15 protein-coding genes are annotated in these 15,881 nt (G+C 36.7%); 2 read left to right on the forward strand and 13 right to left on the reverse strand.

What is annotated here, in order from left to right:
- Positions 1–296 precede the first annotated feature (296 nt).
- The 5 genes from ACKTTZ_RS14805 to ACKTTZ_RS14825 form a co-directional block, all read right to left on the reverse strand.
- Positions 297–446: a bacteriocin-like protein gene (locus tag ACKTTZ_RS14805; protein ID WP_156106369.1), complete on the reverse strand. Its 150-nt coding sequence runs from the start codon at positions 444–446 to the stop codon at positions 297–299.
- Positions 447–598: 152 nt separating this feature from the next.
- Positions 599–745, reverse strand: a complete 147-nt coding sequence (locus ACKTTZ_RS14810; protein WP_156106370.1) for a bacteriocin-like protein — start codon at positions 743–745, stop codon at positions 599–601.
- 33 nt (positions 746–778) lie between these two features.
- Positions 779–919, reverse strand: a complete 141-nt coding sequence (locus ACKTTZ_RS14815; protein ID WP_156106371.1) for a bacteriocin-like protein — start codon at positions 917–919, stop codon at positions 779–781.
- A 161-nt stretch (positions 920–1,080) separates the two neighbouring features.
- The gene (locus tag ACKTTZ_RS14820; protein WP_156106372.1) at positions 1,081–1,236 is read right to left on the reverse strand and encodes a bacteriocin-like protein; all 156 of its coding nucleotides are present in this window, start codon (positions 1,234–1,236) and stop codon (positions 1,081–1,083) included.
- 268 nt (positions 1,237–1,504) lie between these two features.
- On the reverse strand, positions 1,505–2,053 hold the full coding sequence (locus ACKTTZ_RS14825) for a pyruvate decarboxylase (protein WP_407845906.1): 549 nt from the start codon (positions 2,051–2,053) through the stop codon (positions 1,505–1,507).
- A 173-nt stretch (positions 2,054–2,226) separates the two neighbouring features.
- Between ACKTTZ_RS14825 and rpsO the strand changes: the two genes are divergently transcribed.
- A complete protein-coding gene (rpsO, locus tag ACKTTZ_RS14830; RefSeq protein ID WP_034692246.1) occupies positions 2,227–2,496 on the forward strand; it encodes a 30S ribosomal protein S15 in 270 nt (89 codons plus the stop codon).
- 386 nt (positions 2,497–2,882) lie between these two features.
- Here the strand turns inward: rpsO and ACKTTZ_RS14835 are convergent, their stop codons facing one another.
- The gene (locus ACKTTZ_RS14835; protein WP_407845907.1) at positions 2,883–3,242 is read right to left on the reverse strand and encodes a DUF4260 domain-containing protein; all 360 of its coding nucleotides are present in this window, start codon (positions 3,240–3,242) and stop codon (positions 2,883–2,885) included.
- A gap of 124 nt (positions 3,243–3,366) precedes the next feature.
- On the reverse strand, positions 3,367–4,788 hold the full coding sequence (locus ACKTTZ_RS14840) for a sugar MFS transporter (RefSeq protein WP_034692248.1): 1,422 nt from the start codon (positions 4,786–4,788) through the stop codon (positions 3,367–3,369).
- 440 nt (positions 4,789–5,228) lie between these two features.
- Here ACKTTZ_RS14840 and ACKTTZ_RS14845 point away from each other — a divergent pair, with 440 nt between their 5' ends.
- Complete coding sequence (locus tag ACKTTZ_RS14845) at positions 5,229–7,502, forward strand: polyribonucleotide nucleotidyltransferase (RefSeq protein WP_034692249.1); 2,274 nt, start codon at positions 5,229–5,231, stop codon at positions 7,500–7,502.
- A 316-nt stretch (positions 7,503–7,818) separates the two neighbouring features.
- Here ACKTTZ_RS14845 and ACKTTZ_RS14850 read toward each other — a convergent pair whose 3' ends face one another.
- The 6 genes from ACKTTZ_RS14850 to ACKTTZ_RS14875 form a co-directional block, all read right to left on the reverse strand.
- The gene (locus ACKTTZ_RS14850) at positions 7,819–10,236 is read right to left on the reverse strand and encodes a TonB-dependent receptor domain-containing protein (RefSeq protein ID WP_081906376.1); all 2,418 of its coding nucleotides are present in this window, start codon (positions 10,234–10,236) and stop codon (positions 7,819–7,821) included.
- A 6-nt stretch (positions 10,237–10,242) separates the two neighbouring features.
- A complete protein-coding gene (locus ACKTTZ_RS14855; protein ID WP_034692251.1) occupies positions 10,243–10,683 on the reverse strand; it encodes a MarR family winged helix-turn-helix transcriptional regulator in 441 nt (146 codons plus the stop codon).
- 102 nt (positions 10,684–10,785) lie between these two features.
- Positions 10,786–14,028 carry a M1 family aminopeptidase gene (locus ACKTTZ_RS14860; RefSeq protein WP_407845908.1) on the reverse strand — a complete coding sequence of 1,081 codons (3,243 nt, stop codon included), beginning with the start codon at positions 14,026–14,028 and terminating at the stop codon, positions 10,786–10,788.
- Positions 14,029–14,030: 2 nt separating this feature from the next.
- Entirely contained in the window at positions 14,031–14,903 is an 873-nt protein-coding gene (locus ACKTTZ_RS14865; protein ID WP_253316563.1) for an ABC transporter ATP-binding protein, read from the reverse strand.
- 248 nt (positions 14,904–15,151) lie between these two features.
- Complete coding sequence (locus ACKTTZ_RS14870) at positions 15,152–15,355, reverse strand: helix-turn-helix transcriptional regulator (protein ID WP_002980904.1); 204 nt, start codon at positions 15,353–15,355, stop codon at positions 15,152–15,154.
- A gap of 1 nt (position 15,356) precedes the next feature.
- Complete coding sequence (locus ACKTTZ_RS14875) at positions 15,357–15,872, reverse strand: DUF2975 domain-containing protein (RefSeq protein WP_034692254.1); 516 nt, start codon at positions 15,870–15,872, stop codon at positions 15,357–15,359.
- Between the last annotated feature and the right edge of the window lie 9 nt (positions 15,873–15,881).

A 15,881-nucleotide genomic window follows, 5' to 3' on the forward strand; every position in this document is an offset into this window, starting at 1 on the left:
GCAATAAAGTGGCAAAATTAAGGATTAATTAAAGTTTAGTGCTTCAGTATAAGGGTAAAAAAAACACCCGCCGAAACGGATGTATAAAAATTAAATTTTAAATTCCAATATTCTTTATATTGGTTCGCATTCTGAAGTGGGAATGTATGTACAGACAGCGTTTGTACAGCATTGGTACGGGCCACAATCTGAGTGGTCACCGCATTTTTTTATCCCACTTCCTTTAATGTTTTTTTGTTCAAGCCTGTTGAGCTTCTTAAGATTTAAATTCTTCATGCTATATGATTGTATTTAAATTAAGGCTCTATCATGCAGTCATGGTCAAGGCATTCTCCATTACAGCAATATCCCACAGAGCAAGGTCTTGTGATGCTGCATCTGAACGGTCCGATACCGCCATTAATTTGCTTGGCAGCTTCTCTGCTGAGTTTTTTTAGATTTTTCATAGCGTTATAGTTTAGATTTAATGTCAGACTAAAATAGTAAATATTTCTATATTATTCATTTGTGAGTGAAAATATTTTACTAGTAATCAATGTTTTATTCATGTTTTAAATAAAAAACACCTACTAATGCAGGTGTCTGTAATGATCATATATTATTCCAGAGGACATGGATTGACAACACAAATGTTGTGACAACATGATCCGCCCGGACATTCGTAATGTTCTGTACATCTTTTGAAAGGTCCACTGCCTTTAATTTCCTTTTGTACTTGTCTGCTTAGTTTTTTTAGATTTTTCATAAATTTTGATTTTATACGGTTTAGTTTTATCTTTTATTCAAGGCAGATGAAAGGGGAGCAGATTCCAAAACAGCACCATCCAACGGTACACGGATTAGTTTCGCTGCATCTTTCCATAGATCCTCCATTAATCTGTTTTGCTTTTTCTCTGCTGAGTTTCTTTAGATTTTTCATGAGATTTTGGTTTTAATGTTGGTCTAAAATAGTAAAAAATATTTAATAAATCATCATTTGGTGAAAATATTTAATTGTTAATCAGTTGTTTATAGTGTATTTTAAATAAAAAAGCACCTGTTCGGAAGGGTGAACAAGTGCTTTATTTAACATGAAAATATTTATAATTCAGGACATGCGTAAGCAACACATACTCTGTGACAGCATGATCCACCAGGACATTCGAAATGATATTGACATTTTTGAAGACGGATGATACTTCCCAGAATTTCTTTCTGGCTTTCTCTGCTCAGTTTTTTAAGATTTAATTTTTTCATAATAATTTAGATTTAAGATAAAACTAAACTAATGAAAGCTTTCAACTTATTGATAAGGATAGAGATACACTACAGGATAGTGTCTATAAAAGAATTATGAATTATGAATTATGAATTATGAATTATGAATGAGTCTGATATATGGATTGATCCGCATGAAAAAAATTCACCATTGACTTGCGAAGCAAAATTGACCATTAACGATAAGTGGCTGAATATTCCAACCTTAAACCTTGAACTTTAAACCTTGAACCTTGAACTTTAAATCTTAAAGCTCTGCTTCCGTTGTTTTCAGCTTTCTCAGCTTCTTAATGATTCCTTTTATCGCTCCTTCGGTTCCTATTTTAACAGAGTTGGTTGTAGAACCCAGCAGACGCATATTTTTCCGGTAAGTATCATGATCGGTTTCTGTGACAAGAGTTCCGTCAGCACCAAAGAGTTTCATACTCACAACTACCTGATTGGAGAAAACATACTTTCCAAATCCTACTTTGAAATATCTCACTTTGGAAACAATGGCAAAATCTGCATCATTGTTGAGACAGTAATCTGCAATCGTTTGTTTGTCGATACTATCAAAGGGAACCTGAACTTCGGCCCGGAGCATTTTATTTTTTCTGTTACTGAAATTATCGGTAACAGCATCAAAGAAAGCATTGTTGGTAGGATCTTTTATTTCATCGATATCAGGCTCTACCTCAGGATTGAAGTAAAGAACTTTTTTTATTTTATCATCAGCACTTTTCTGGGCTTTTACCGAAGTAAGTCCGATGAATAAAAAAGTAGTAACCGCTGTAAAGAATATAATTTTTTTCATTTGTAATCCGAATGCAAAATTACTGCCTTTTCGTTGGATTGCATACAAATCATTAAGAAATTTTTAACATTTTTTTCTATCAAAATTGATATATGAAATCAATAATGTTTGCAGAATCAAAAAATAGTCGTAATTTTGCACCCGTTACATAATAATCATTAAACAATATTGGAATGTACTTAACAACAGACAAAAAGCAGGAAATTTTCGCAAAACACGGAAAATCTGCACAAGACACAGGAAGTGCTGAAGGACAAATCGCTCTTTTCACTTTCAGAATCAACCACTTATCTCAACACCTAAAGGCTAACCGTCACGATTTCAACACAGAGAGATCTCTAGTGAAATTGGTAGGTAAGAGAAAAAGTTTATTAGATTACCTTAAAAACAAAGATATCGCAAGATATAGAGCAATTATTGCTGAACTAGGTTTAAGAAAATAATCTATAAAGATTTTCAAAATAAAAAGCAACTTCGAAAGAAGTTGCTTTTTTGTTTTTACATAACAAGTGATTTTTAACCACAAAAGCCACAAAATTTTTTTAGAAAATACTAGATTGTTGAGAAGAACACTTAAGTTTCTTAAAGTCTTTGATTTTCATGTGATAATAGAAGAGTATTTAGATTCCTACGGAATGACATAATTGGAATGATGGTTTATCCATACAGTTTGCCATTCCGTAGGAATCCAGCCATATTAAACCAACAAGAAAAGCATCACAACAGCTCCAATCCTGACTAATATCACAACCGAAGGAGCGATAATTCCCCTCTCTCGGAGGGGTGTCAAAAATTCAAAGAATTTTTGATGGGGTGGTTTACAACATCATTATTCAGCCTTCTTCCCAATCTTCCCCAAATGCGTATTCTGAAAACTATCCGGATACTTCAAACCGTACCCCAGAATTCTGTCAAACGCAGAGTGAGAAAACAAAATAGCCCCAATCATCTGCAAATAGGGTAGAGACAAGGCTGTTCCGGCAAAATAAACAATGACAGCTACTCCGAAATGGTGGAAGAGATTATAACAAAAAGCCCCAACTTTTGTATTAACTATATATCCCAACATGGAAATATCGGGTGCAAGAAATAATCCGGCAAACCACCACCAGGAATATCCTGTTTGTGAAAAAGCATATATACCTAACAGTAGAAATGCGGCATATTCAAGCTTTAACTGTATTTTCATAATAATTGAGTTAGTCTGTAAGATAAGTTCCTTTTTCTGATGAAAAGTTACATTTTTAGGTTGGAAAAGGAAAACGGAATACCTTTGAGATATTCCGCCTTATACATTTTGATTGAATTTGATTTTAATGACCTGATTTGGCTTCTGTAGTTTCTACATGACCTAAATATTTGGTACAGTAAGCTCCAAATATCAGAATAACCAGATAGCAGAATACAGGAATAATAAATGAATGCTGTACTCCAAACTGATCTGCAAGATATCCCTGGAATATCGGAACAATAGCTCCTCCCAGAATAGCCATTACCACTAAGGATGATCCCTGGCTTGTATATTTACCCAGTCCTGAAATAGCCAGTGTATAAATATTAGAGAACATGATAGAGTTGAAAATTCCAATTCCTAAAATACTGTACATCGCCAGCTCACCATGATTTACCATTGCAGAAATCAATAGAATAACATTAATCGCTGCAAAAATAGATAATGTTCTTGCCGGAGCTGCTTTACCCACGAAAAAGGCAATAAAATTAAGAACGATAAATACAAGGAAAAAGCTGATCTGACTGAAAGTCAGATTAACAATACTGAAAATCACAAGGAAAACAGCTGCCGCCGCTCCCAGCATATATAGAGCCTTTTTGCTTTGGCTTATTGATTGATTTAAAGAAATGGCTCCCAGAAAACGGCCAATCATCGCTCCGCCCCAATATAAGGAAAGGTAATTTTTACTGATAATCTCATTAAAGCCCATAATCTGTGGCTGTTCAAGGAAACTGATGATAAAACTTCCTACGGCAACTTCTCCGCCTACATAACAGAACATGGCGAATACTCCGAATTTCAGGTGGCTGAATTCAAGTGCTCCCCAACCTTTTACAATCTCTTCTTCTCCCATCTGGAATGAAGGAAGTTTAACTCTGGAAATCAATAAAGCAACCAGTAAAAGGATACCTGCAAAAATAAGGTAAGGAATTCTCGTTGCTACCGCACTGAATGATCCGTCCGGAGATGAGAAAAATTCAAAAATAAGATGACCTCCCAGTACCGGAGCAATGGTGGTTCCGAAGGCATTGAATGCCTGAGTCATATTCAGTCGGCTGGATGCAGATTCTTCACTTCCCAGCAATGAAACATACGCGTTGGCTGTAATCTGCAGTACTGTAAAGCCGAGTCCTAAAATAAACAAAGCTCCCAGAAACAGCGGATAATATGAAAACGTAGCTGCCGGATAAAACAGAACGCAGCCGAATGCTGCCAGAAAAATTCCAAACAGGATTCCCTTCTTATAGCCTAACTTATTGATAGGATCTCCTTTCGTAATGGAAATCATAAAATAAATCAGTGATCCGATAAAGTAAGCTCCGAAAAAACAGAACTGTACCAGCATGGATTCGAAAAAGGTAAGATTGAAAAGTTGTTTCAGATACGGGATCAGGATATCATTCATACAGGTGATGAATCCCCACATAAAAAATAGCAGGGTGATGGTAATCAACGGAACCGTATAATTCCTGCTTTGAGATTGTACTTCTTTATTAATCATAAACATTTATTTATCTGGATAAGGATAGTTCCTTAACTTTTTTTAGCCTACAGCATTGTAATTGGTGAAGTAGGGCAAATATAGGGATCAGCCTATTGGTTTGCAATAATTTTAATCATTTTTAAAATGAAACAGATACTTTTTTCCGTTTCAAAGTATTATTTTCATTTTTTGAGACAATAATACAAAAACGACAGGATTTTTCAATACATTATCCTCAAAAAAATGCTTTTTTATTTTAATAAATGATGAATAAGTTCAGATTACTAGTATAAATTTTCAAACTTTCATCAATTGATAGCCAATTTTTTGTATTTTAAGCGTCTATTTAAGCAATCGAAAAATTTAATATATCATTATTATATATTACCTTTGCAAACGAAAATTTAAAGAGTTTAAATATTAATCATACTCAATACGGAGTATAAAGAAGCAAATTTATGAGTATACCTCAAGCGTTTACAGAAACGATTATCCTTGCAGACGGCAGGGAAATCACTATCGAAACGGGAAAGCTGGCTAAGCAGGCTGACGGATCTGTAGTGGTGAAATGTGGCGGAACAATGCTTTTAGCAACTGTTGTAGCCAATAAAGAAGCCAATCCTGGTGTAGACTTTTTACCATTAACGGTAGATTACAGAGAAAAATTCTACGCAGGTGGAAGAATTCCTGGAAATTTCTTCCGTAGAGAAGCAAAACCATCTGATGATGAAGTGCTTACAATGAGATTAGTGGACAGAGTATTACGTCCTCTTTTCCCTGAAGATTTCCACGCGGAAGTACAGGTGATGATCTCATTAATTTCTTACGATAAAGAAGTAATGCCTGAAGCATTGGCAGGTTTGGCAGCTTCTGCAGCTATTGCAATTACAGATATTCCTTTCAACGGACCAATGTCTGAAGCAAGAGTCGTAAGAATTGACGGACAATTGGCTGTTAACCCAAGTTATGAGAATTTATTAAAATCAGATATCGACATTATGGTGGGAGCTACTAAAGACTCCATCGTAATGGTAGAAGGAGAAATGAAAGAGATTTCTGAGCAGGAAATGCTTGAAGCAATCAACTTCGCTCACGCTGAGATCAAAAAACAGATCGAAGCTCAGGAGAGATTAGCTGAAAAAGTAGGAAAATCTTTCCCTAAAAGAGAATACAGCCACGAAGATCACGATGAAGAAATTCGTGAAAAAGTATGGAAAGAGTGCTATGATAAAGTATATGAAGTAGCAAAAACTCCATCTAACAAAGAAGAAAGAGGAGAAAAATTCAAAGCAGTTCTTGCAGATTTCTTAGCACAATATGCTGAAAATGAAGAGGAATTGGCAAGAGTAACTCCTTTCGTTAAAGTATATTACCATGACGTAGAGAAAGAAGCAATGCGTCAGATGATCCTTGAAGACAATATCCGTCTTGATGGTCGTGATCCTCAAACGATCCGTCCAATCTGGTCAGAAATTGATTATCTTCCGGGAGCTCACGGTTCTGCAGTTTTCACAAGAGGGGAAACTCAGTCTTTAACAGCGGTAACTTTAGGTTCTGTAAAAGATGCAAACATGATCGACAGCGTAATCACGCAGCACGACGAAAGATTCTTCTTACACTATAACTTCCCTCCATTCTCTACTGGTGAAGCAAGACCTTTAAGAGGTACTTCAAGAAGAGAAGTAGGACACGGAAACTTAGCTCAAAGAGCTTTAACAGCAGTAATTCCAGCAGAAAACCCATATACAATCAGAATTGTTTCCGATATCTTAGAATCTAATGGTTCTTCTTCAATGGCAACAGTTTGTGCAGGTACATTAGCATTGATGGATGCAGGGGTTCAGATCACAAAACCTGTTTCAGGGATTGCAATGGGTCTGATCACTGATACAAAATCAGGTAAATTTACTGTACTTTCTGATATCTTAGGAGATGAAGATCACCTTGGAGATATGGACTTTAAAGTAACAGGTACTGCAGACGGTATCACAGCTTGTCAGATGGATATCAAAATCCAGGGACTTTCTATGGATATCATGGAGAAAGCTTTGATGCAGGCTAAAGACGGAAGATTACACATCCTGAACAAAATCACGGAAACGATTTCTCAGCCAAGAGCAGACGTGAAGCCTCACGCTCCGAAAATGGTAGTAATGGAGATTCCAAAAGACTTCATTGGTGCGGTAATCGGACCTGGTGGAAAAATTATTCAGCAGTTACAGAAAGATACTGATACGGTTATTGCTATCGAAGAGATGGGAGAAATCGGACGTATCGAAATTTCTGGTACAGACAGAGAGAAGATCAATGCTGCTATTGCAAGAATCAATGAAATTACTTTCGTACCGGTTATAGGTGAAGTTTACAAAGGTAAAGTGGTGAAAGTAATGGACTTTGGTGCATTCGTAGCGATTGCTAAAGGAACAGAAGGACTTCTTCACATTTCTGAAATTGAGTGGGCTCGTCTAGACAAAGTTCCTTATGCAGAAGGTGATGAAGTAGAAGTGAAGTTCATGGGTTACGATGACCGTAAGAAAATGAAACTTTCCCGTAAAGTTCTTTTACCAAGACCTCCAAGACCGGAAGGACAAGGTAGACCGGAAGGGCAGAGAAGACCCGAAGGACAAGGAAGACCAGAGGGACAAAGAAGACCTGAAGGACAGAAACCACAAGGTGAAAAGCCACAAAGCGAAAAACCAGTGGAAAACCAAACTCCATCTAACGAAGCTTAATAAGATTTATTCTTAAACATAAAAAATCCCTCAATTTGAGGGATTTTTGCTTTGTATACCATAAGTTATAAGTTGGAAAACGCAAAGGCGCAAAGTAATTTTAATTTTATATTGATTAGGGCGCAAGAAAATCGAAGATTTTCAGCAAGCATATTGTTTTATTTTTTGCATTTGCTTTGCCTGCCCAATCGTGAGAGACTAAAATACAGGTACAGCTATTTGGTGCTCAATTTTATCGAAGATAAAATCTTTGCGTCTTAAAGACAGTATTTTATTTCTCCTTCTTGGCGTCTTTGCGTTTTCCAACTTCTTACAATTAACTTCCCACTCTCTGTTTCAGATCCTCAGCACCTCCTGTTTTTCTAGGCTGTCCGTTTTTGGAAGAACCAAAATTGTAAGTATAGGAGATGGTTGCCACACGGGTATCTCTTTTTACAGCGAAGTTCTCTAAATAATCATTATAAACCGTCTGTCCTTTAATATTGCTGGTAAAGAAAACATCTGTGAAGGAAAGTTTCAGAACACTGTTGTTTTTAAACTTCTTCTGTGCTCCGATATTCAGGTACCAGTTCGGGCTCATATTCAGATAAGCATAGACTTCTCTGGCCTTGTAATTTCCGGTAAGCTCAGCAGTGAAGCCATTTCCAAGTTTAAAAGAATTGATACTGTTGATGCTGAATGTGAAATTTCCCTGGTTATTAATCTGTGTTCCGGACACATTTCCTGTGTATGAACCATAGTAGAAATTGGCGCTGTTATTCATATCCCACCATTTGGTCACTTTCACAGGAGCAATCAGGTTTAATCCAAAATAAGAAGCAGAATTCAGGTTTTCAATGGTCTGTACAGTTACGATCTGTCCGTTTTCTGTTACAGGTTTTAAGATGTCTGTGATATTATCAGAATTCCTGCTGTAGCTTAATGTGGCGAAATATTTATTGCTCAGACTATACGTTAATTCATAATTCATCGTGATTTGCGGGTTCAGATCAGGATTTCCGGCTTTCAGAGTGGTAGGATCAAGGTAGAATTTAAAAGGATTGAGCTGGTTGTAGCTTGGTCTTGTAATTCTTCTGCTGAAATTAATTTCAAGGTTACTTTTCTCTGTCAGATCATAACTCAAAACAGCACTTGGAAACAGCTGGGTATAATTTCTCTTGTTGATCTGGTTAGTGGTAATCTGAGTTCCTTTTACATTGGTATTCTCAAGTCTTAAACCACCTGTAACTTTAAACTTCTCCCATTTTTTGGAAACATTTCCATACACTGCATTGATGTTTTCTTCATAAATAAAATGATTGGTTTTCCCAAGATCCGGAACAGGAACACCAGAACTGGCATTGAAGAACTTCAGATCGTTGTCTGTCTTTACAAAACTGGTTTTTACTCCGCTTTCCAGCTTCCAGTCGTTGCTGAAGTTTTTTGTAAGATCAGATTTTAATGAATAGATATTAAGTTTTCCATCCATATCACCTTTAATAATGTCGAGATTATCTGTGTTGCTGGCAATTTCATGCGTTCTTGTATCGAAGCTCTGCAAAGAAGAATTAGCATAGTTGATGTAATCAAAATCGGTAGAAATATCAGAACCTAGGGAATCTATTGTATATTTATGATTAAGATTGAATGAAACATTGGTCCAGCGGTCATTCGATCTGTTGACCGTTGTGAATGTACTTTCCGGAAGATAGTTGCTGCCCAGTGTTACGTTGGAATTATCGCCGTTCACATTGAATTTATTGGAAACCAGCCCCACAGAAAATCCTAGTACATTTTTGTCGTTCAGATAATAATCCATTCCGGCTTTGGCCACATGGCTGTTGAATTTGAATTTCAGATAATTGTCCTGTATATAAGCCTTTTTGAAGGTATTGGCCTCATAAAAATTTCTGTCAAGAACCAATCCATTATAAGCTTCCCTGTAGGCAAAGCTGTAATTTCCGAAAATATTGATGTTTTTATTCCTGTGATTGATGCTGAAACTATTGTTGTTTTTCACATATTTCCCCGATCCTAAAGAGCTGGAAATACTTCCATTGGTTCCTCTTCGCTGCTCTTTTTTAAGTTTAATATTAATAATTGCAGAGCCTGCCGCATCATATTTTGAAGATGGATTGGTGATGAATTCGATCTTTTCAATGGTAGAAGAGGGGATGCCCTTCAGGTAATTGGCAAGGTCAGCTCCCGTCATCGGTGTATTTTTACCATCGATTTGGATCAGAAGATTTCCTTTTCCACGAAGACTGATATTATCATTGTTATCAATGTTCACTCCCGGAGCTTTTTCCAACACTTCAAAAGCAGAATTTCCGGTGCTGGCAATACTGTTTTCAACGTTCATAATCATTTTTCCATCCTGCCTTTCAATGAGAGGTTTGGTTTTCGTAATAGTGACTCCTTCAATGGATTTTACATTGAGGTCAATGGGATTGAGAGTCTTATTTTCGGTTAATGAAATATTTTCTGAGTGATAAACCTCAGTACCGTTTTTATTAATTTTTACCTGATAAGTTCCTTCTTTTAAATCATTAAAATTGAACTTACCGTTGTTATCAGCAATTTCTGTTTTGATCAATTTCTGATCGGCATCAAAGAGATTGATCTCCATTTGCTCTGCTTTGTCGGATTTTATATTTCCGGACAAAGTCAAACTTTGCATTGTCTGCTGGGCGGAAACCCTGCTGCTGAATAGCATCAGCATACAGACAATAATAAGTGAGAATATTCTGGTCATAGCGTTTTACTTTTTAGGGTTGAGACAGTTTTCTGAAATTTTCAGTAAAGCAGAATACATCACTTCCAGTTCATTGTTGCTGATGCCTTTTAAAGCTGTTTTTCGGTTCTTTTCTACGATATTCTGAACCTCTTTAATCACTTTTACCCCGGAATCTGTCACTTCCAGCTGGGTTTTTCTTCGGTCTTCAGGATGAACTTTTCTGATAATGTATTCGGATTTTACCATTAAATCAATTATTCTTGTGACAGAAGCATTATCCTTAAAAACAAGATCACCAATTTCATTCTGGGTAATTCCCGGGTTTTCCAGAATCGCTTTGATGATAAGCCACTGATCAATAGTGATCGTGTAACCATGAGCTTTCAGCTGTCGCTGAGCATAGTTTCTGTAGGCTCTGATCGCTTTGTCTATGTTGTAGAATATGATTGAATTTAACTTTTCCATATTTTCAGATTTAAAATGATGTATCAATTATTGATGTATCAATTAATTAGTAATTCATCATTTTACTTTGTTACAATTCCTGAAAAAATATTTTCAAAAAAATTAAAAACTGTTGATAGGTTCTTTGGGTTTTGCCTTTGCAGAAGCAGTTTTAGAACCTGAAGTAAAACTTATATTTTCTATGGTTTTAAATAATCTGTCGATTTGTTTTCTGGTGGAAATATCCGGAGCAACGTTATAAAACTCATTGATCAGATCCAGAGAAGTGGGTTTCTTTGGATAATGATTGTTATTGAGAAAGTTTTTCAATGCCATATTTACTTTTTCTTCACCTAATACATTGCTCAATTGTACCATTGCCGCAGCTCCTTTGGAATACGAAATATGGGGAACATCTCCTGTAGCTTTGTAGATCGGGACATTTTCAGACAGACCTTTTTCATTGTCGTAAATCTGTTGATGTACTTTTATTCTTTCCATCATTTTTTCCTGGCCGTGCATTTTTTTGTAGAGCATCATTTCAGTATACATCGCGAGGGTTTCGGTAAGCATCACAGAACCTTCCCTGTCATCGGGATTGATCTGACTATTCCCCCACCACAGATGGGAAAGCTCATGACCGGCAAGCTCATTGATGACATCCTGTTTCTTATCTGCACCTATATTAGCGTGAAAAATCATGTCTTCCGGCATAAAGACGGCGGAAGGATAGGCTGTAGCTGCAAAACCTTTGGTAAAAGAAGAAATCTCTGCAAAATTGATGCTTTTAAAAGGATATTGTCCAAAATTCTGCTGACAGTAATCTAAAGTAAGCTTTGCGTTTTCAAGGAGGTGATTCACATTTTCAAAGTGTTTCTGATGATAGAAAATATTGATGTCAATTCCTTTATAATTCATATTTTTTACCTCGTATTCTGCTGAAGAAACGGCAAACCGGAAAGGAATCTGATCTGCTTTATACTCGAAATAATTGCGTCCTGATTCTGACCATTTTTTGATAAGATCCCCTGTTCCTATGGCAGTCTGGCTTTTTTCAGTGGAAATAATCATATTCAAATTGATAAAATCCCTTTTTGAAACTTCGGGAGCTTCCGGTTTCTTTGGTTCAGTGAGTTTTCCAAGCTTGAATTGGTTGCGCTCTTTTTCATCCTGAATTTCCTCATCTTTTTGATAACCGATGGTAGGATAATATCTGCTGATCCTCATAAAAGATCCGTCTTCAATAATGGCATTGAAAGACTTGTGACCGTTTACTGCAAACCATTGATAGGAGATTTTAAAATCAAGAGAAGCTATTTTACCTGGTAAAAGAGGTTGTTGTAATGAAACTTCTGTAACATGTTTATTAATTTTTGAGATTTCAGTACCACATTTTAATACAGCAGATTCCAGTTTTAAATCCTCATTAAAATTGATCAGAATCTTATTGATGGGATGATTGGTTTGATTTTTAAGGGTATATTTTCCAACAAGCTGATAAGCGTTTTTAGAAGGATACAATTTAATTTCTGTAGCAATATCAGTGATGTCAGGCTGTGGAAGTTTTTCATACTTTCGATAGTTTTTTTCATATGCTGCGGAACTTAGAATAGTCTGATCTTCATTTTTTGGAATATATCCTTTCATAAACAATACTCCGGCAAAGATTCCTGAGATGAGCAGAATGATACTGAAACCATATGCAAGTACAGAGGCTTTTTTAGTTTTTATAATACTGTTGAGTATCCATAAAATACTGATAATCCCTGTTCCGAATAATAGTCTTTGAGCAAAAGCCTTTTCATAGATTCCATAGCCGTTAAAATCGCTGTATGTACCTTTAAAATCAGAAAAAATCCTGAAAAGAGGATAGGAGATCAGTTTCCCTGAAACCGGACCAGATAATATAAAGACGGCAAGGATGGAAACTCCAAGAGCAATGAATTTGTTGGGAATTCTGTCATTAATTAAAAGAATTAATCCGGAAAACAGCATCAATGGGAAAGTATTGAAAAGAAAAATCCCGAGATAAGCCTTCCAGTCTATATGAAAATATTGATACGCCATTTGAAAAATAATCCCCTGAATAATTAAAATTCCTGTAAAGAAGCACAGCAGAAAACTGATGGAAATAAAATGTCCGGTTAACCGGTTTTTTGATAAATAAGTACTGTTTTCAATCAGAGAAAATCCTGATGAAGAACCTCTCCAGTAGACATCGTTTAAAAAATAAGCGGAAATAAGAAGTCCGAGCAGGTGAAAATTCTCTGAAATGGTTGTAGCCATAAGACCTGAACTTGCATACTTTTGGGGAAGACGGATTCCTTTTTCAATTTCGGCATACATTTCCATCCCAACGCAAAATAATAGCAGAATGGAAACAGCCGGAACAGCAACACTTTTAAACAAATAGGTAAGATCCGTTTTGGCAAATGAAAGTACAGACCGGAAAGAACTCCATCCATTAAAGTTGGGTGTAACAGTGGAGTATTCTGCTTCATTTGTTTCCGAAAATATAAGAGTATTTCCTGATGTTTTTACTTTCTGTCCAGAGGTATTGGAGAAAGAAAATAGCTTGAGTGAAAGCAGAAGAATTCCAACAGATATAAAAAAGAATAAAATTCTGTTAAACAAAAGGTATCCTGAAAAAGGAACCATCTGTATATTTTTCTGATGAGCCGTAAGATCACGAGCTTCCATAAAATAAGAAGATAATCCAAAAGGATCAATTAAGGCTGAAAACTGTTGCGTTTCCAGTGACTGCGGCAGACTTCCCGCCATAAATGGTGAATTGGAAAACAGCAGGATAATCATATAGAAAACATACAGAAGCAATCCACCTACTGCAACCAGTAATTTTCTTTTTACCGTAACCGCTATGAGAAACAGAAAACTACAGACAACCAGACTATTGATAAACCCGAAGATGAATAAAGGATACATATAATGAAGAATGTTAAAACCTTCCTGCATTTCACTTCTGGTCCGCATCATCTGACCTATGATAAATCCTGTCATTAAAAATGAAAAGCTTAAAAAAGTCTGTAAAAAATAGGTGCAGAATTTCCCTTTCAGGTAAGTGAATTTTGAAAAAGGAAATGAAAAAAGAATGCTGTCAAATTTTGAATCCTGATCTTTAAAAAGTAGTTGCAATGCATAAACCGTAGCGAAAAAAATCACGGCTAGGCTCAGCATTCCGGTCATAAAACCGATGGTGTAAGGCGAGTTTAAATAAATTCCTTCCCCTACAGAAAGGTTGAACTGACTGCCGCAAAAAATACCGAGACCAATTAAAAGTAAGGCCACAAGATAGGTGAGCCAATGCTTGGAAGAGCGTCTGGCTTCGAATAAAAATATCGTATTCATGATTAAGGTTTTTGGGTGAGTGTGTGGAAGTAAACGTGCTCCAGCAAAGGGGTTACAGGGCTGAAGTCTTTCGGAGATTCATCAGAAAATACAGTGATATGAAGTTCTCTTTCCAAAAGCTGTCTGCTGATGATTTCATAATTGGAATGATAACTTTCCAGTTCACTTTTGTGAATAGGTTTTGACCAGATTCTGTTGTCAAGTTCTGCGATCAGTTTTCCCGGATTTCCTTTTCTGAGAATTTGGCCATGGTTCATCACCGCCATTTCCGAGCAGAGATTTCTGACATCTTCAACGAGATGCGTGGACAGAATGACGATCACATCCTGGCTGATATCGTTGAGCAGCGTATTGAAACGGTTACGTTCCTCAGGATCTAATCCTGCAGTAGGTTCATCTACAATGATGATCTTCGGATCTCCCAATAAGGCCTGGGCAACACCGAACCGCTGCTTCATTCCTCCTGAAAAAGTATGGACTTCTTTTTTAGCAAAATCAGAAAGATTGACTTTTTCCAGCAAACTCAGAATTTGTTTTTTACGTTCGTTTTTGTCGATAATCCCTTTCAATACGGCAATATGTTCCAATAGATCATACGCTGAAACTTTTGGGTATACTCCGAAATCCTGTGGGAGAAATCCCAGATTCTGTTGGATATAATCAGGATTTTTAACAATGTCTATTTCATTGAAAAATAGTGTTCCGGAGGTGGGTTTCTGAAGCCCGACAATGGTTTTCATCAAAGAAGATTTTCCGGCTCCGTTCGGACCAAGAAGTCCAAACATTCCGTTGTTGATGTCCAGTGAAATGTTTTTAATAGCCTGGAAACCATTTTTGTAGGTAAGGCTAAGATTGCTGATGGTTAATGTGTTCATAACGTTGTGTTTGGGGAATAGAAGGACAGGCGGCATTTCGGCAGCTGATTTAGAAGTTAGAAATTGGTGGCTGGAAGCTGGAAGCTAGAAGCTAGAGGCAGGAGGCTAGAAGCTAGAAGTTAGAAGTTAGAAGTTAGAAGTTAGAAGTGGAAGTTTCACATACCATGCTCAAACGCTCTCATTCTCCAACCCTCCGACGCTCAAACACTCTCACTCTCAAACCCCGCAACTCGCAACCCGGATCCCGATTACTCTTTAAATTCAAGAATATCTCCCGGCTGGCATTCCAGGATTTTACAGATAGCTTCAAGGGTATCGAAGCGGACACCTTTGGCTTTGCCGGTTTTAAGGATAGAGAGGTTCACGGGCGTGATACCCAGTTTTTCTGCCAATTCTTTACTCTGCATTTTTCGTTTGGCAAGCATCACATCTAAGTTGACTATAATTGGCATTCTAAATAAATAAGTCTTGTTCGTTTTGCAAATGTAGTCCTTGCTTAAAGATATTCGCAAGAAACAGACAGAAAATTCCAAGCATAAAGTGAATAAACACCAGTCCCCATATCATACTTTCTACTTCCACAAAGAAACTCGCGACAATAACCAGTGGAAGCGGAATGAAAATATTGTACAGGTAAAATCTCTTAAGCTGAATGATATTTTCCTGAGTAAACAGTTTTTGCTGGAAAAACACTTTGAAAACCCTGGCAGATAACCAGAAAAAGATTCCATAAGTGATAAGCACCAACATAAAGGAAAAGATCATATAAGGGTAATTGTTTTCGATATTCAGAAACGGCTGTTCTGTAAAAGGATAATTGACATGAAGGAACTGTCCTTCTTTATAAGGCGTAACCGAAAATCCTGTGATCAGACAGAATAAGGAATATCCAAAAGTGATTAAATATCCGGCCGAAAGTAAGGCACAGAGATAAAATAAAATTCTTGCAATAATTTTGGTCTGGTTCATGGTACGAAC

This window comes from Chryseobacterium sp. KCF3-3 (genome assembly GCF_045865955.1).
GTDB lineage: Bacteria > Bacteroidota > Bacteroidia > Flavobacteriales > Weeksellaceae > Chryseobacterium.